The sequence below is a fragment of the Fibrella aquatica genome (genome assembly GCF_041321135.1).
In the GTDB taxonomy this organism is placed as follows: Bacteria; Bacteroidota; Bacteroidia; order Cytophagales; family Spirosomataceae; genus Fibrella; species Fibrella aquatica.
Map to the genome: position 1 here is coordinate 105,560 of NZ_JBGGWF010000009.1, position 18,122 is coordinate 123,681.

Annotated in this window: 12 protein-coding genes; 9 read left to right on the plus strand and 3 right to left on the minus strand. The window is 53.4% G+C overall.

Annotated elements, in window-relative coordinates; genetic code table 11:
* Positions 1-69 precede the first annotated feature (69 nt).
* Both lolB1 and ACAW87_RS18995 read right to left on the minus strand, forming a co-directional pair.
* Complete coding sequence (lolB1, locus tag ACAW87_RS18990; protein ID WP_370725220.1) at positions 70-966, minus strand: lipoprotein insertase outer membrane protein LolB1; 897 nt, start codon at positions 964-966, stop codon at positions 70-72.
* Positions 959-2,803 (minus strand): tetratricopeptide repeat protein, encoded by a 1,845-nt coding sequence (locus tag ACAW87_RS18995; protein WP_370725221.1) that lies wholly within the window; start codon positions 2,801-2,803, stop codon positions 959-961. Before ACAW87_RS18995 ends, lolB1 begins: the two co-directional genes overlap by 8 nt.
* Before the next feature lie 211 nt (positions 2,804-3,014).
* Between ACAW87_RS18995 and ACAW87_RS19000 the strand changes: the two genes are divergently transcribed.
* Positions 3,015-4,640 carry a CotH kinase family protein gene (locus tag ACAW87_RS19000; RefSeq protein WP_370725222.1) on the plus strand — a complete coding sequence of 542 codons (1,626 nt, stop codon included), beginning with the start codon at positions 3,015-3,017 and terminating at the stop codon, positions 4,638-4,640.
* Between the two features lie 27 nt (positions 4,641-4,667).
* Here ACAW87_RS19000 and ACAW87_RS19005 read toward each other — a convergent pair whose 3' ends face one another.
* Positions 4,668-7,160 (minus strand): HRDC domain-containing protein, encoded by a 2,493-nt coding sequence (locus ACAW87_RS19005; protein WP_370725223.1) that lies wholly within the window; start codon positions 7,158-7,160, stop codon positions 4,668-4,670.
* A gap of 480 nt (positions 7,161-7,640) precedes the next feature.
* Between ACAW87_RS19005 and ACAW87_RS19010 the strand changes: the two genes are divergently transcribed.
* The 8 genes from ACAW87_RS19010 to ACAW87_RS19045 all read left to right on the plus strand — a co-directional run bounded on the left by ACAW87_RS19010 (position 7,641) and on the right by ACAW87_RS19045 (position 18,122).
* Positions 7,641-8,084, plus strand: a complete 444-nt coding sequence (locus ACAW87_RS19010; RefSeq protein ID WP_370725224.1) for a response regulator — start codon at positions 7,641-7,643, stop codon at positions 8,082-8,084.
* Positions 8,081-8,833, plus strand: coding sequence for a polysaccharide biosynthesis/export family protein (locus tag ACAW87_RS19015; protein ID WP_370725225.1), 753 nt, complete (start codon positions 8,081-8,083; stop codon positions 8,831-8,833). Before ACAW87_RS19010 ends, ACAW87_RS19015 begins: the two co-directional genes overlap by 4 nt.
* A gap of 8 nt (positions 8,834-8,841) precedes the next feature.
* Complete coding sequence (locus ACAW87_RS19020) at positions 8,842-11,037, plus strand: GNVR domain-containing protein (RefSeq protein ID WP_370725226.1); 2,196 nt, start codon at positions 8,842-8,844, stop codon at positions 11,035-11,037.
* Positions 11,034-12,326, plus strand: a complete 1,293-nt coding sequence (locus ACAW87_RS19025; RefSeq protein ID WP_370725227.1) for an MATE family efflux transporter — start codon at positions 11,034-11,036, stop codon at positions 12,324-12,326. Before ACAW87_RS19020 ends, ACAW87_RS19025 begins: the two co-directional genes overlap by 4 nt.
* On the plus strand, positions 12,278-13,396 hold the full coding sequence (locus tag ACAW87_RS19030; protein ID WP_370725228.1) for a glycosyltransferase family 4 protein: 1,119 nt from the start codon (positions 12,278-12,280) through the stop codon (positions 13,394-13,396). The genes ACAW87_RS19025 and ACAW87_RS19030 overlap by 49 nt, the downstream gene beginning before the upstream one ends.
* Positions 13,381-14,694 carry an O-antigen ligase family protein gene (locus tag ACAW87_RS19035; RefSeq protein ID WP_370725229.1) on the plus strand — a complete coding sequence of 438 codons (1,314 nt, stop codon included), beginning with the start codon at positions 13,381-13,383 and terminating at the stop codon, positions 14,692-14,694. The genes ACAW87_RS19030 and ACAW87_RS19035 overlap by 16 nt, the downstream gene beginning before the upstream one ends.
* A 288-nt stretch (positions 14,695-14,982) precedes the next feature.
* Positions 14,983-17,406 carry a phosphotransferase gene (locus ACAW87_RS19040; protein WP_370725230.1) on the plus strand — a complete coding sequence of 808 codons (2,424 nt, stop codon included), beginning with the start codon at positions 14,983-14,985 and terminating at the stop codon, positions 17,404-17,406.
* A complete protein-coding gene (locus ACAW87_RS19045) occupies positions 17,403-18,122 on the plus strand; it encodes an acyltransferase (protein WP_370725231.1) in 720 nt (239 codons plus the stop codon). The genes ACAW87_RS19040 and ACAW87_RS19045 overlap by 4 nt, the downstream gene beginning before the upstream one ends.

Here is an 18,122-nt window from a genome sequence, read left to right on the forward strand (position 1 = left end):
TTGAAAGTCGTTATTCAGTAGCTGTGCGACTTTCAAGACTATGCACTACAAAAGACGACTTTCAAGACTTCAATTACGTTGATACTTGGGTGGAATGGTGAACGGAAACCCGGGGTCTTTATCAACCAATTCAACCTTACTGTGCTTGATCTGAATGAGTGTCTGGTAAAACTGCCCGTCGACTTGCGATTGGTAGTCGAGCGTGACCAGGCTGGAGTACGGGAACAGAAAATTGTTGAGTAGATCGAAATCGTCGTAGTCGAGACGGAGAGCGTTCTTAGTGGGTTGCTCGGTGACCATGAGGCGTTTCAGCTTCCGGTCGTTTTCGCCGATGTAGTTTTCAACCAGCACCTTGCCCGCGCTTTGGCGTAGCAGCAGGTAATCGCGCTCTTTTTTGATCTTCTGAGCAGGGCGTTTCGGCAGTGGCAAATTACCCACGATTAACGCCTGTAACAGATCAAAATTCATGTCGAAGTTGAACTGTTTGCTCAGCGTTGGGAAATCGTAAATGGCGTAGCGGCGTTCCAGTTTGTCCATGATAGCTACCGAGTCTCGGGTGATCAGGGCTCGAACAGCTTCTATGCCTACTTTGGAAATACTAATCCAGATAACGCTGTCTTTCCGAACGCGCAGATTCAGATTGGCATTACTGATATCCTGGGTTTTGCTCTTGAACGATAACTTCGATTTGGCCGTGAGATAGCTAAAATCAATCTCGGCTACATTGGTCCGGGCCTCGTCGATACCGGGCCGGGTCAGGGCTGTGTTGGCTGTCGGAGCCGTAACCGTAACGGGGGGGACGGCCTGGGGGGGCGACAGCACCGTTGCTGACTGCGGCTGACTCATAGCTACCGTATCGGCGGTGATGGTTGTAGCGATGGACCTGGGTTTATTGCGCTGACGATGGCAACTCGCCTGACTAATCAGTACGCTTACCAGCAAAACATACAAGGGAACTCTATTCATATAATTTTCCACCCGCAATTTTCTGGTCCAGCTTATCGCTGGCTCCGCCTTTTTGCCTGGCTAATTTCCACTGTTCAATGGCTTTGGCTTTATCACCCAACTGAAACAGGGCATCACCGTAATGTTCCAGAATGGTGCCACTGACATTGGCAGGATCTGATTGAATGGCTTTTTCGAGAAACTTCCGGGCGGCGGCATAGTCCTTCATGACGTACAACACCCAGGCATGGGTATCCAGGTACGTTGCATTGGCAGGATGTAATTCAGCCAGTTTAGTCGACATGGCTTTTGCTCGGGCCAGATTTTCTTTCCGGAGCGACAGGAAGTAGCTGTAGTTATTCAGCACCCGGTCGTTGGCTGGATCAATTTTCAGAGCAGCTTCGTAGGCTTCGTTCGACTTGGGGTATTCACGAAGGCCATTGTACGCATCGCCAAGCTGCCCGTTTATTTCGGGTAGAATTTTTTCGTTGGATGAAAGCAGCTTACGGCTCTCTTCCAGCGCGTCAACAGCCTCCTGGTAGCGGCGTTTGTACAGATTCGCAGCCCCATTTGAATACCAGAGCAATCCCTGATTGGGGAATACCTCCAGCGCTTGAGTCGTGTGCACCAGAATACTGTCGATCTGCGACAGTTCGCCGTCGAGTTGTACAATGGCTCCCCACACTTCATAAATCGATGGGTCGAGGCGGGCGGCCCGTGCGTAGGCGTCGCGGGCTTCGGCTTTCTGCCCCTGCTGCATCAGCAGATCGGCCATCATCACCTGCGATTTGGCATCATTAGGATTCTGACGGCTCAACTCCTGCGCCATTTTTAGAGCATCCTGTTTAGCCGTGGGCGTGTCGGCCGATGCACCAACGTAGCTTGACAGAATCCGGGCTTTTAGGCCTGCTTCAAGATTGGGGTTGGCAAACAGTTTCTGAATGGCCTGATTTGACTTATCGACATCGCCCTGCCGCCGGTAAATGTCGGCCAGCATCATGTTGGCCTCCGGGCTGTCGGGACTCAGTTTTAGGGCGCGTTCGAGCCAGGTGATGGCCAGGGGTACGCGGTCGTTGGCTACCAGCAGTTCGGCTCCTTCTACCAGAAATTCAGGATCGGCGGGTTCAGAAGCAATTAGCTTTTCGGCTTCTTCAATGGCTTTATCGACCTTATTCTGTTTTAAATAAATGCGTTGTTTCTGACGGGTGATTTCTTCGTTCAGGCCCATTGCTTTCTCTACCCGATCGTAGGTAGCCAGGGCTTTGTCGGGTTTATCGTCGAAAAGGTAAATAGCGGCCAGTTCAACGCCGTACTCGATGGTTTCGGAGCCTTTCGCCAGTAAACTTTCATACAGCTCTTCGGCTTCGGTGTAGCGTTTCTGCTTCACATACAATTCGGCTACCTGCAACAGGTAATACGCGTTGTTCTTGTCGAGCTGATAAGCTTTCTGAGCGTAGGGCAGGGCCTCTTTACTTTTTTCGGCCTTAATCATGGCCGCCGCGAGGGCATACTGAGCCGCCGCATTGGCCGGGTTTTTGGCCACCATTTTTTCCAGAGCCGTAATGGCCTTCGTTGGCTCATCGACCAGCAAAAAGCGGTAGGCGTCGGTAAATTCTGTTTCTTCAGCTACTTCCTTATCCGACTTTACCGCTGGCTGGGCAATGGCACCGTTATCAATGGCGGTAACGGCTACCGGTGGAGTAACAGGGGCAACAGGAGCGGGGGCGGGCGATTTTCGCTGGGCCAACGTAGCCACAGGCAAGCCGAGGCATAGGCCAAGCAACAGGCGAGGCCATAGGGTCCGAACCCCCGGAAAAGCGGGAGTTAATAGGCGGCAGAATGTGAAAATCAATGGCATAACGAGTAAATACACTATCAACGCCCCGGTCTGGTCTGGTATTGCCAAAAATACGGTCTGGGTAAGGTAAACAAATGTACAGCCAAACAGCCAAACAACCTTTGCCCTCTATGGTTCTGTGAGCAAACGCCGTACCAGTACAACAAGTAAGTGAGCGGGGTGTTGGCACTTTCGGTTGAAGGTGTTGACCTCTACTGGTTTAGCCAATGCTATGCGTCTTTATCGCTTTTCCGCCTGGATTCTGTTGCTGCTACCACTGATAGGAGCGGGCCAGTCGTTTACCGATTCTAATCTGCCCATTGTTGTCATCAGTTCGCGCGGGGCAACCATCGTGGATGAGCCCAAAATTGTGGCTGATATGCAGATCATCGACAACGGCGCGGGTAAGCGTAACTACCTGACCGATAAGGCTTCGTTTCGGAGTGTCATTGGCATTGAATTACGGGGCGCCAGTTCGCAGAGCTTTCCCAAGAAACCATACGGTATCGAACTTCGCGATTCAACGGGCATCAACTCAGTAGCCCAATCGATACTTGGTATGCCTGCCGAGAGCGATTGGGTGCTCAACGCATCTTACAATGACAAAACCCTGCTGCGCGAAACGCTGACGTACGACTTTTTTCATAAAATGAGCAAGTACTATGCGTCGCGGTTCCGGTATTGTGAGTTGGTATTGAACGGCGAATACCGCGGCATTTACATTGTAATGGAACGGCTAAAACGGGACAAAAACCGGGTGAATATCAGCAACATTAAAAAGACCGATATTGCAGGCGATGCCCTTACAGGAGGCTATATTCTGAAACTGGACAAAACAGAAGGCTCAACATCTCGCACCTGGACATCGCCCTATACGGGTGGGCCAAACCGGTTACCTATACGCATTCAGATCGATCGACCGAAGCCCGAAGATCTGGCCGATGAGCAGTTTCAGTATATCAGGCAATACGTAACTGAATTTGAAGGGGCTCTAAATGGCACCGATTTTACGGATCCCGAAAAGGGCTTTCGGAAGTTTGCCGATGAAGAGTCGTTCATCGATTATTTGTTGCTGACCGAGATTTGCAAGAATATCGATGGCTACCGGATCAGTGCTTTTTTTTCCAAAGACCGCGATTCGAAAAATCATAGGTTGGTGATGGGCCCTATCTGGGATTATAACCTCGCCTATGGTAACGCCGATTACTGCGATGGCAACAATTTCCGGGGCTGGGCTTTTGATTATAATACCCTGTGCCCCGGAGATATTTATCCGGTTCCTTTCTGGTGGAGTCGGTTGCTTCAGGATCTGGAATTTGGCAAAAAAGTGAAAGCGAAGTACAAAGTCCTGCGCCAAACTGTGCTGACATCACAGCGCTTTGGTTCGTTTATTGATTCAACCGCCACCGTGCTAACCGAATCACGTTTCCGGAATTTCAACAAATGGCCGGTTATTGGGGTGTACGTGTGGCCTAACGGGTACGTGGGACCAACCTATCAGGGAGAGGTTGATTACCTGAAAGACTGGATCACGAAGCGCCTGAACTGGATGGACACCGCTATTGAGCCATTTGGTACGGCTATACTGGCCACGGAACCCAACGCGCTCGTGCTTGGCCCGAATCCGTCGGTTGGCGATGTATTGGTATCGCTTCCTTTGTCCGCCACTTCCGACGTGGCCTTAACGCTGACCGATATGCAAGGGCGTTTGTTGCATCAGGTACGTTGGCCCAATCAGCCCACCGGTACGTTCGAGCGAACGTTGTCTGCTGATCGGTTTACTCGCGGGCCAGGTACGTACCTGCTAACCTTGACTACGCAAAACGGACCCGTGTCGAAGGTAATTGTTAGGTACTGATGCGTTTTGTTGCGTGCTGCTTCTCACTCAACTATCGGCATAGGCGAGTCGCAACTCGCGTTGCGTGACCTTACCGTCGAGCGTTTTTACGGCTTCAGTCAGGCTTAGCGGGCGTGAGGTGCCGAAGGTGCTGTATATCAACGACAGCTTATCAGCCGACACAACAACCTCGACGGGCAAAAGACCTTCGCGAATGCAAACCGACAGGTGATTCTCTACCGTTTGCGGCGAAATACCCCGCACCGTGGCAATGTCGGCAATGGATTTCCCGGTCAGAAAAAGGGTGAGCGTTGCTTCATGAGCTGCGGTGCTGGGTACGTTGGCCTGGGTACGTTGCCCCTGAGCAATACTTGATCCCGGACGGGCCGAGCGGCCGTAGCCTGCACTACCGTAATCGGGGTTGTTGCGAACGATGGTCAGCAGTTCCTCGCCGATGCGTTTGGCTTTGGCTTTGCCGAGGCCCTTTATTTTAGCCAGTTGATCCAGTGTTTCGGGACGTACCCGGGCAATTTCGGTCAGGGTCTGCTGCGCCATGATCTGGTACGCCGTGGCATTATGTTCAGTAGCCATGTTGTTGCGCCATTTCATCAATTCGAAATACAGCGCACTTGGTTTCGAGTCATCGCGGTTACCCCGGCCGGTGGTACTTCTGGCGCGTAGACCGGCCGTTGGTGCGGCTACCTGTTTGCGGGCGGGTACAAAATCCAGCTCGGCGCGGTTGCGGGCTTCGCCACAAAGCAGGGCATCGAATCCGTCGCGGCATTTGGCAAACGTGGCCAGATTAACGACGAAGGCTTTTTCGGCGTCGTCGAGATATTCGAGCAGGGCGGCACGTACCTGCTTATTGTCTGATTCGGTAGGCAGGGCACGCAACTTCGGCAACAGCTCGTCGACCAGCAGGGTGTGAAAATACACGCTGGCATTGCGGATACGTACCTGAAGCGGCTCATTGGCTTCAGGCATGGATTCCTGCGCAAAATAGTCGGGTAGCTGTTTTTGGAAGCGGTGGGCCATTAGGCGGGCTTTGTCGTTCAGAAGGGCTACCAGTTCGCCCAGCTCGGGCACCAGGTGCATAGGCAGGCTCCGGGCCGACTCAGCTACCACTTTCCGGGTACGTTCCAGCCAGTAAGCGGCCTGCTCGAACGAAAACAGGTCGTAGAGCCTCTGTTCCTGATTCACCCGCTTGGCGCTCTGGAAATGCTGCTCGGTGGGGGTACGTTCCTGCACGTCGGCGTGGAAACGCTCCAGGTTGTACTCGGTTTTGATGCTACTGGCCGGAATGGGTGTCTGGAGTACTAGTCCCTCCAGGGTTTTGCAGCGACTCAGGGCTACATACACCTGTCCGTGGGCAAACGCTTTGCCGGCGTCGATAATGGCCCGCTCGAAGGTCAGTCCCTGACTTTTATGCACGGTAATGGCCCAGGCCAGCCGCAGCGGAAACTGGATAAACGACCCGATAATTTCGCTTTTAATGGCCTTTGTTGCCGGGTCGAGTGTGTAGCGGATGTTTTGCCATTCAACGGGGCCGGTTACGATGCCCATGACCTCACCGGGACATTGTACCTCGATGTAATCTTCCCCGAAAGCGGTAATTCGGCCAATCTTGCCGTTGTAGAACAGTTTTTCCCGCGACACGTCATTTTTGATGAACATCACCTGCGCCCCAATTTTCAAGCTGAGTTTATGCTCGGTTGGGTACATGTGTTCGGGAAAATCATCGAGCACAGTGGCGGTAAACGAGCGAAGGGGCGACGACAGCTCGGCCAGCTTTCGGTTGTTGATCTGCTGGGCGGTGTTGTTGTGCGTCGATAGCGTAATGTAGCCCGCGTCATCGTCGGGGGCAAAATCGGGAATGTAGCGTTGATTGAGGTCGGCAAGCCCGGCGGCGGTGATCGTTTTCTCACGGATGCCGTTCAGTAGGTCAATAAAGCGCTGGTCAGACTGCCGGTAGATGTGCGTAAGTTCAATGGATACGTACTCGGTCTGTTGCAGCGCCTGACTGCTGAAAAAGTAGCCGGTCTGGTAGTGCGGCTGCAACAGCGCCCAATCCTCATCGCGAATGACGGGCGGAAGCTGCTGCATGTCACCGATGAGCAACAACTGAACGCCTCCAAACGGCCGGTCGCCACCCCGATATCGCCGTAGCACGGCGTCGATACCATCAAGCACATCGGCCCTGACCATACTGATTTCGTCGATGACCAGTAAATCGAGGGTACGGAGTAGCTTGATTTTTTCACTGTTGAATTTGCGGCTCATGTGCTCCTGATCGCCCGGAATAATGGGGCCAAACGGGAGCTGAAAGAGCGAGTGAATGGTAACGCCGCCCGCATTGATCGCCGCTACGCCCGTGGGTGCCACCACCACCAGTCGTTTGGCCGAGAGTTGCTTGATCTGGTGTAGAAATGTGGTTTTACCCGTACCGGCTTTCCCCGTCAGAAACACATTCTGACTCGTGTGCAAGACGTAGTTATGCGCCAGATCGAGGCGTTCGTTGGTGGGGTTTGCTCTGGTCGTCAAGTGGGTACGCAAATTATGGGTACGCGGATTAAAAGGATTTAAAAGGATTCGCGCGGATTGTATAGGGTACGCGGATTTGAGGGGATTCAAACCGATTGGCGCGGATTTTTGGATTCAAATGGATTTGCGCTGCTCAAATATATAATCACTTTTAATCAAAAATCTGTGTCAATCGGTTTAAATCCCTTGAATCTGCGTACCCCCTAAATCACTTTTGATCGAAAAATCCGCGCAAACTCCTTTAAATCCTTCGAATCCGCGTACCCATCTTAAATCCGCTTAAATCCAAAATCCGCGTAAATCGTTTTAAATCCCCTCAAATCCGCGTACCATCTACCGCGTAATCATCATTTCCACATTCTGGAATGCCTTTCCAATCTGTAGACGAATGTTGTTAGATTGTAAAGATAACTAACTGATAGTCAGTGAGTAGTTCTGCTGGCACGCTATTCGTATTCTTAGTTTCCAAATAATCAAACCATGGAAACCAAGAATCCCTTGTCTATCTTCCTTATCGACGATGATCCCTTCTGCGGGCAACTCTACGAACAGCACATCCGTAACCTCGGCCACACTAACGTTACCCTGTTCAGCGACGGGCAGGAGTGCCTGAATCACCTCACCGACCAGCCCGATGTTATTTTCCTCGACTACCGTATGGAGCCAATGGACGGGCTGGAGGTGCTTCGGAAAGTGAAGCGCTTCAATCCTGACATTTATATGGTGGTGGTTTCGGGGCAAGACGATATGAAAGTGGCGGTAAACGCGCTTAAATACGGTGCCTTCGACTACATCATCAAAGACGATAACGACCTGGAGAAAATTGAGACGGTGCTGAAAAAAATCCAGACCGTGATGGATCTGCTGAAGCAACGGCCACAGGGGAAAGTACAGAAACTGCTTAGCTTCCTGGGCGTTATATGAAGCTGGTTAGAAGTCAGCTACTGGCTGTATTGCTGGCGCTGAGTACCCTGTGGCTGTCGGGCTGTGCGTCGCAGAATCTCTTTCAGCAAACTGCTACTAATCAGGTCGATTCGGTTTTTCTGGGACAGGCTCCCAGTCAGTACACTATCCGAAAAGACGATAAAATCAGCATCAGTATCTGGAACCACGACGACCTGAGCGTGGGGTCGCTCTACAGCATCTACAGCGCCAACGAAGTGTATGGTAAATGGGTGATGGTAGACCCCAACGGCGACGTACCTATCCCAAAAATTGGCAAGGTGAAACTGGCGGGCCTGACTCAATTGCAAGCCCGCGAGAAACTGCTGGTTGAGTTCAGGAAGTGGATTGTCGACCCGATTATCGATGTGAAGGTGCTGAACAAAGAGGTGACGGTGCTGGGCGAACTGAAAAACCCGGGCAAGTTTCTGCTCGAAAAGGAAGCTAACACACTTGTTGAGTTGCTGGGCCGCGCGGGTGACTTCGACCTCTATGCCGACCGGCAGGCTGTGCAGGTCATTCGCACGATCGATAACCAGCCCCACACCATGCAGATCGACCTGACGCGCATGGATCAGTTCGCCACGCGGAATATCCAGATTCAGTCGGGCGATGTCATCTACGTACCTGCCAAAAAAAGCAAGCTGTGGGACAAGCGGGCCGGGCCAAGTGTGTTGCCCGTGGCCAGTGCCATCACCACGTTGCTGGTGCTATTCAAGTTTTTTATCTAATCAACGGTATGTCTGAGTTATCGAAAACGCTGGGAATTTTAGGACCATTCGTCCGCGGTTTACCGCTGACAGTGGTCATCATGAGCGTGGCCTTATTTCTGGCGGGTCGCTACCTGCGCTACGCCACGCCCATGTACGACAGCATGGCCAAGATAAAGCTGGCCGACGCCAACGAAGGGGCTCCCAGCGCCAATCTGTACAAGGATTTCGACGTGTTTGCTAACTCAAACAAGATTCTGGCTGAGGTTGAACTATTGAAATCCAATGTGTTATTGACCAAGGCGTTCGCTAGCCTCGACCTGGGCGTGACGATCTTCCGGGTGGGAAGCCTTCGCAAAACAGACCTGTATGGTCAGTCGCCCATTCGCATTACGGCGGCTTTTACCGAGCCAAAGTGGTATAGCCAAACCTTCACCATGGCCATTCGCCGCGACTCGCTGCTGACCATTACCATTCCCGGCGGCAAAACGATCAACGGGCAGTTAAATCAGATTCTAAACTTCGACGGAGGGAGTTTTTTCATCACCCGCAACGAAGCCCTGCTGAAAGAACGGCATCACCTGGCCATCAACGATAAATATGAATTCGTGGTCCGCACCACAGAGAGCGTGGTTGAATCGATTGTCGGTGACCTTGATGTGATGGCTGTCGATAAAGATATTCCGGTGCTGCGCATCAGTTACCGCAGTTCAGTACCTCAAAAAGCGGCCGACGTGGTGAACGGTGTGGCGGCCGCCTACATTGCCGACGGCGTAGAAGACCGATTCCGCACGGCCGACACTACGGTTGATTTTCTGAACAAACAACTAGTTGACATTCAGGGACGACTGACCGCCAGTGAGCAGGCCATTGAGGGATACCGCAACAGCAAAAACATCATCAACATTCGGCAGGAAACGGAGACCGATCTTCGTCAGATTGCCGATTTGCAAAAACAACTGTCGAGCGTACATATGAACGTGCTCGCCATCGACAGCCTGAACAGGTACGTTCGCCGCAACCCCGATTTCCTGAAATCGGCCCCCAATTTCGAGGCCTTCAACGACCTGCTGTCGACCGAAATTGTGAAGAAAATGAAGCAGTTGCAGGGCGACCGCCGCGAACTGCTGACCCGCTACACGGTCGACCACGAAAAGGTCAGGCTGCTCGATACGCAGATGAGCGACCTGGCCGACTACATGAAGGAGAGCATCAACAACACGCTCACCAACCTGCAAATCAAGCACAAAGACCTTAATCGCACCATTCAAGAGGCCGAAGCACAATTTATTGGTCTGCCCAGCCGCGAGAAAACCATGACCGTGCTGGAACGAAATTTCAGCCTCGACGAACAGATATACCGGTTTCTGCACCAGAAACGCACCGAAGCCGACATTGCCCGCGCAGCCACGATCTCGTTTCATCGCGTTATCACAGAAGGTAAAGTAGCCCGCACCCCCATTTCGCCCAACCCAACCCTGATCAAAGTGCTGGCCGGTTTCCTGAGTCTACTGATGAGTATCGTGCTGCTCTACGGCGTTCATTTCCTGAAAGCGCGGGTCAACAACGAAGAGAATATTCAGCGCACGTCGGAGACCGAAGTGGCAGGTGTGGTGCCTTTTCTGGCCAATGCCGCTAAATCGACCGCCTTTTTCCGGCAATGGGCGCTGCACATGGAATTGAAACAGTGGCTCATACCCGGTTCGGTCGTTACCATTTCGTCGTTCGACAAAAAAGAAGGCAAACGTACCCTGGCTACGGGGCTGGCAACGGCGCTGGTGAATCTGGGTAAAACGGTGCTACTCGTCGATGCCGACGGGTCGCTGACCTCGTTCGGTAATCAGGACAACCCGGCCTACGTGAACGTACCTGAGGCTGATCCGCAGTGGCAACGGCCCATCAATTGGCAACCGATGCTGAACGAGTGGAAAGCTTGCTTCGATGTGGTGCTGATCAAAAATGCGCCGATCACCGCCGAGCCCGCCGCCGTGATGCTCATGGCCTCGGCCACGCTCAACCTGCTGGTGCTCGACAGTCGCCGTACCAAACAAAACCGGGTGCTGGATACCGATGTACTGGCCAGTAATCTGAAACTGCCTATGCTGGCATTCGTGCTGAACCGCGCCGGATACACCCCGTCATTGCTCAGTGAACTGATTCAGACCGTGCGCGGGCTGGCTCGTCGTCGCCAATCGGTAGCTAAACCAACGAACGTTTACGCATGAACCCGGCATCGATCAACCAACTGTTGAGGTCCGAAAAAGGACTGGTACTCACCGATCAGGTGGTGGTGAGCGGCGCGGCCTTTGCTACCAACCTACTACTGGCGCAATCGCTGGGGCTGGTGGCCTACGGGCAATTTTCGGCGGTGGTGCTGAGTCAACTGTTTCTGTTGTCAGTGCAACAAGCGGTGGGTAGTGGCATTTATCAGGTCGTGTTTCCGGGTTTGTCGGCTGCCGTTCAGAAACCGTATACCAACGGCTTGTTCTGGCTTCAACTGGTCTGGCTGGCCCTTGTACTCATTACAGGTAGCCTGTTGTATGCCTTGTTGCCTATTCTGTTTATACCCTATAACGCCGACTTTATGCTGGCGGCGGGCGTGGCTACGGTGCTGTACCTGTTACAGGATTTCCTGCGTAAAACGCTGCTTGTTCAACAGCGCGCTGGTCAGGCCCTGGTGCTTGATGGCCTCACCAACGTAAGTCAACTCCTGCTGCTGTTCGCCTTTAGTCAACAAAACGCCCTGACGTTGCCTGTAGCCCTGTGGATTATCGGAGCCACGTTTGTGCCGTCGATTTTGCTGGGTACGTTCTGGCTCAAACCCGGTCGGTTCCGGGCCGAAAATGGGCAACTGGTCTGGGAGAAGCACCGGCAACAAGGTGGCTGGATGCTGCTTTCGGCCCTGACGCAGTGGTTGGCGGGTAACTTCTTCATTGTGGCCGGTGGCTGGTGGCTGGGTGCTGCCGCGCTTGGTGCCCTCCGATTGGCGCAATACATTTTCGGACTTCTAAACGTGCTGCTCCAGGCCGTTGAAAACTACGTCATACCCCAGGCGGCGCAACGGGCGCATGTCCCCACCGACCTGCTGACGTACCTACGTTCGGTGCTGCTGAAAAGCCTGCTCGGTTTGCTACCGGTGCTGCTCGCGCTAACCCTGGGTGCCGAACCGCTGATGGCCCACATCGGTGGCAACGATTACCGGTCGTTCAGCTACGTCATGTACGGATTGTCGGCGGTGTACCTGCTCGTGGTGTGCAGCTATCCCCTCCGAATTCTGCTGCGGGTTCGCCTACTCAACAAACACTACTTCACCGGCTACGCCCTTACCACCGTTTTCAGCCTCAGTACGGCTACCTGGCTTATTTCGGGTTGGGGGCTCAAGGGCGTGCTGGCGGGTCTGTTTTTTACCCAACTCATTCTGATCACTTACTGGCTTATTGTCTTACATCGTAACGGTTTATTCGTATGGAAATCATTCATCTTATTCTCGGCAAGGCCAATCCGGCCCGAATGAACGGGGTCAACAAAGTGGTTCATGAACTGGCTACTCAGCAGCAACAGGCGGGGTATTCGGTCGAGGTATGGGGCTTTGCGGCCAATGCACTGCACGACTACCCGGAACGTACCTACACCACCCGCCTGTTTAAGGCCAGTCGTAATCCGTTTTGGGTGGGCGACAACTGGAAACGGGCTATTCTGGCCCGGAAAGACGATGTGGTGGTGCAGTTTCACGGTGGTTTCATCCCCCGTTTCTTCGCCGCCGCCCGTTTCCTGAAGCAACACCACATTCCGTATCTGGTTACGCCCCACGGCAACTACAACTGGCATGCCTTGCAACGGAATAAACTAGCGAAAAGTCTGTATTTCAGGTTGTTTGAAAAGGAGGTGCTGACCGGTGCCAGTGCTGTTCATGTGTTGGGGAAAAGTGAAATCTCGGGTTTGCAGACCATGTACCCCAACCAGAAATCGGTGCTGATTCCGTACGGATTCTCGGTTTACGAACAGGCTAGCGAACCCATCGATTCGGCCTTCATCATCGGCTTTTGCGGCCGCCTCGATATTGATCATAAAGGGCTTGACTGGCTCATTGATGGCTTTGCCGAATTTAAAAAGAACGTCCCCAACGCCCGTCTCTGGCTGATTGGCGATGGTCCGCACCGGAAGCAATTGAAAGCGATGGCCGAACAACACGGCATAGCGCACCACGTAACGTTTTGGGGCAGTCGGTTTGGCGAAGAGAAACTACAACTACTAGGCTTGTGCAGCCTGTTCGTACATTCGTCGCGCTACGAAGGCTTGCCGGTATCTGTACTCGAAGCAGCATCACTGGGGCTGCCTTGTCTGGTGTCGGAAGCAACCAACGTGGGCGACTCCATTCGGGCGTTCAATGCCGGGTACGTTGTTGAGCACGGCACCGCCCCGCAGGTAACCGAGGGCCTGACCGCTTTGCACGCGCAATGGAAATCCGGCCAACTAGCCGAACTGGGTAAAAACGCCCGCGACATGGTGGACAAACATTATAACTGGCCGCGTCAGCTCAAGCAGTTTAACGAGTTATATCAACAGGTATGGCACGCCAATTAACCACGCCGACCGACCATACGCGGTTCCTGAAAACAGTCGGTTTTTTGCTAACGCTGATCCTGTTTGTCAAGCTGGGCGGCTTCTTCACCTGGAGCAATAACATCTCGATTACGCGGGTCATCAAAGTCATCAGCCGCATTGCCATGACGGGGTCTATCTGGTACCTCTACCGGGCAATCATCAATCGTGGAGCGGTGGCGTCGTTTGGCTGGAAACAGAGCCTGTCGCCTTTTCTATACGTCGTTTACCTCTTTCTGGGACTGCTGTCGGTAATGTGGTCGACTGATCCGGGATACTCTGGTCTTCAGTGGTTCATGGATATGGAAGGGCTGGTTTTTTGCTATTACTTTATCGCCTGTTTCATCCTGATCGACCATTTCTTTACCGATAAGGCCGTGAAAATGTACCAGGTCATCGGCGACGCGGTCATGATGATGATCAGCATCTTTCTGGTGGGCATGTACATCGACCCCGATACGTTCTACCGGCTGACCCACGGCGGCGAAGAGGCCCGCTTGGGTGGGTTTATCATGAACCCCAACGAGTTGGGTATGCTGTGCGCGGTGGGCGTCTCCTGCTTCATCTTCAACATCTATCGTAAGCACCAACTCGTCTGGACGTTCATCAAAATTGGCCTGCTGATGTGGGCTGTGGTGCTGACCGGCTCCCGCTCATCGACGATCGGCTGTCTGCTGATCGCGTTTTTTCACATTCGCCAGTCGTCGAACACGAAGCTCAAGATTGCCATGTACGCTGGGGCGGCTATGGTGGTGCCGGTGGCAGTGCAAACGCTGCTGATTAAAGAGCACGGCGGTGGCCTCGACGAGGTGATGAGCATGACTGGTCGCTTACCATTCTGGACCGCCCTGCTGACCGAAGGCTTGCCCAAAGCCCCTTTTTTCGGTTTCGGTTTCATGCGCATCGCCACTACTGACTATTTCCAGGGCGTGCACGTGTTTACCTACGCGGCTAAAATGACCCACAATACCTTCATTCAGGTGCTGATGAATCTCGGCTTTGTGGGCTTTTTCATCGTGTTGTTCCAGCTCGTGTTCACCATCCGTGGTTTTTTGCAGGTGCCCGAAAAAGAAAAGAGCCTGATCTGCGTCGGCGTGCTGATTCCGATCATGATCAACTCGTTTACAGAGTTCGGCATCTTCGGCGAAACCAACTACGGCATCCTGTTCTATCAGCTTCTGATTTTCTACATCAGCCTGTCGATCAACCCGCTGTTCACGCCTAGAGAAAAATTGTTTCTTTATCGTCGTCGGCCCGATTTGCGGCCAGTTAGAGCTTGAGTGTATTGCTCCGCGCTCTAGGCCCTTCGACTCCGCTCAGGGTGACAAGACACTCAAGAGTCATAGCCTGAACATGGTGATGACTGATGTCACCCTGAGCGGAGTCGAAGGGCCTAGAGCGCGAAGCAATACACATAAGCGCGAAGCCTACGCCGTGCAAGAAAATCCCCCATTCCAGAAAATGGAATCACTTTCCCGAAGGCGGAACTGATTTATCCTAAAACAGGCTCATACAGCGCGTATGGGCCTGTTTTGGTTGCTGGCATGGTACTGGCAATATAGGTATACATGAACAACGTATACAGTGCAGACATACAGCGGTTGCAGGACGGGTTGCTGGCCATTGGGCTTCCGGTATCAACTAAACCCACTGGCAAAACGGGTTATCCGATCTTCTGTAACCTGTACCACAACCCCGATGGCACCATTCGTTGGGTGTGGCCGAGCGCATCAAACCAGCCCGATTTTTTGCGGTTTTACCATGCCGGTAGCCGTCGGGCCCGTTGGTTTGTGTGGGTGGTTCGCCTGCTGTTTCGCCTAAAACTGGATAACCTGCTGGTGCAAAACCGGATCACGTTCTACACCACCGAAACGGGCTTCGAGTTGCTGCAACGTACCCAGGTTTGCCGGTGGGCGCTGTTTACCGGAACGGCCGGACCAAACCGCAAATTGGTAATCTGGTACAACACAAAAGACGGCGAAAGCCACTTCCTGAAAATTGCCTTGTCGCCCAATGCGGAGGCCAACCTTCGGCAGGAAGCAACGGCCTTGCAACAGATGCAGCAAACGCCCTTTCGCCAGATCATGACGTCCGCACTTCTTTCTTTTTCAGGAAACGCCTTGATTCAGCAGGACATGGGAGCGGCCGGAAATAAGCCCATCACCCAACTGACCGACTTGCCCTACGGAACCATGCAGGAGTTCGTGAGCCGCAACTGGCATACGAAACCGCTGCAACAGGCCGATTTCTGGACACAGGCGCTGGACACGCTGGTGACGTTGCGGGTGAAAAACGACAGTCGTATTCCCGTCAGCCTAATCGATAAGCTCGAAAAGCTGATGCTCAGCATCGACGATCAGCAACCCGTAGCCCTGGCCGCGGCGCACGGCGATTTTACGCCCTGGAACAGCATGCTGCGTGGCAACAAGCTGTGCGTCATCGATTGGGAACTGTACCAAACCGCATTGCCGGGTCTCTACGATCTCTTCCATTTCCAGTATCAGTCGCTGATTATGGTTGGGAATAAAGGATTTCAGGCCATTCGGCAGCAGGTTGATAACACGCTGGATCAGGCAGAATGGCAACTATTTCGCGAAGCGCACCAGATCGATGTTGACGTGGCCGAGAAACTGTACCTCATTCATACTATCACGTATTATCTGTCGGTCTACAGTCGGCAGGCGGCATGGCATCAGCAGGTAAACTGGCTGCTCACTACCTGGAACGAGGCCCTTACCTACTGGCTGACCGAGCAACAAACCACCACCGACCGGAAACTGCTGCTGCATGACCTGGCTTTCTGGCTGCACAATCAGCCCCACGCGGCGCTGAAATTCCTGCCAACGTGCCTGTACGAACTACCCGAATCGTCGGATCTGGATCTGTGCATGCCCCGGTCTTCGGCCAGTCAACTGGTTCGTTTCGTGCGGCAACATTCGCTGGTTAGTCAGCTTGTGATCGATAACCGGACGTTCATGAAACAGCTTCACATTCAGCTAAACGATAACACAAGCCTGCACCTTGATCTGATTTGGGCCTTCAAACGGAAACAACTCGAATTTATGCCTGCTAATGCCGTTTGGGAAACGGCAAAGCTAGCCCCGCATGGCCTGAACGTACCTGCGCTCGAACATGAACAAACCTACGTGCGCCGGTTTTACGGCCTCAATAATGCCCCGGTTCCCGACCGTTACCAATACCTGTTCGGCTATCTTACTCAGGCCACGATGACCACCCAGGAAACGACCGCTATTCAGGCAATGCCCGCCAATCGGGGATGGCGTGCAGTGCGCAACACGCTGGCCTACGGCTGGGATACAATACGCTCGTTTGCGTTCCGGCGCGGCATGATCGTGACGTTCAGCGGTGTCGACGGTGCGGGGAAATCGACGGTGATTGAGCAGACGAAACACGACATTGAAAAGAAGCTCCGGCAACGGGTGGTTGTGCTTCGGCATCGGCCTTCGCTGCTGCCTATTCTCAGCGCCTGGCAATATGGTCGCCGCGAAGCCGAACAACGATCGGCCAGTCGGTTGCCGCGTCAGGGAACGAACAAAAGCAGTTTGTCGTCGATGTTGCGCTTCGCCTATTATTTCGCCGATTACCTGCTGGGCCAGTTCTACGTACAACTCAGGTACGTGTCGCGTGGGTATGTTGTTCTGTACGACCGCTATTACTTCGATTTCATCAACGACCCGCGCCGGAGTAACGTACAACTTCCCGCCGGGCTTGCCGCTAGCCTGTACCGCTTTCTGCTGAAACCCGAACTGAACGTATTTCTCTACGCGCCCGCCGATGAAATCCTGCGCCGCAAGCAGGAACTCGACCCGGCCACTATCACCGAACTGACCAACCAATATCTCGGCCTGTTCGACACGTTGCAGCGACAATACCCATCGTCCGACTACATGCCGGTGCTGAATCAGGATCTACCCATCACCCTGAACCGCATCTTCAGCCGTATTAAAACCCATTCGCTGGGTACGTTATGAAAACACTTCTCGAACGCATTGTCCGGTTACGCAATCCGCAATTCCGGTTTTCGCCCGTGTTGACCGATTCGCTTATTCTGGCGTTTTGCTGGCAGCAGGGCCTGGCTCTGTTGCGGAGTAGTACGCTGCTGTTGCGCGGCCGTTCGCCCAAAGGGATGATTCGGGGGCGAGGTGTACAGTTTTTTAACCTGGCTCAAATTCGGTGGGGGCGTTTCCTGAAACTGGGCGATCAGGTGTATTGCTCAGCCATCAGTACCGACGGAATCCGGCTCGGCGATCAGGTAAGCATTGGGGCGTTCAGCCGACTTGTAGTCTCGACAACGCTCGATAACCCCGGCCGGTTTATTCGCATCGGTAATCGGGTAGGTATTGGCGAGTTTGCCTACCTCGGCGGCGCGGGCGGGCTAACCATCGGCGACGATTGCATTATTGGGCAGTACTTCAGTTGCCACCCCGAAAATCACCTCTTCGCCAACCTGAACGTACCTATTCGCCTACAGGGGGTCGACCGAAAACCGATTGCAATTGGTGCTAACTGTTGGATTGGCAGTAAGGTTACCGTACTCAGCGGCGTCACCATTGGCGAAGGATGTGTAGTGGCCGCCGGGGCCGTTGTGACGCAGAGTTTCCCTGCCAACAGCCTCATCGGTGGCGTACCCGCCCGGTTGCTTAAAACGCGAACGGAAAGCGAGAAGAAACATCTTGCGGTCGCCTGA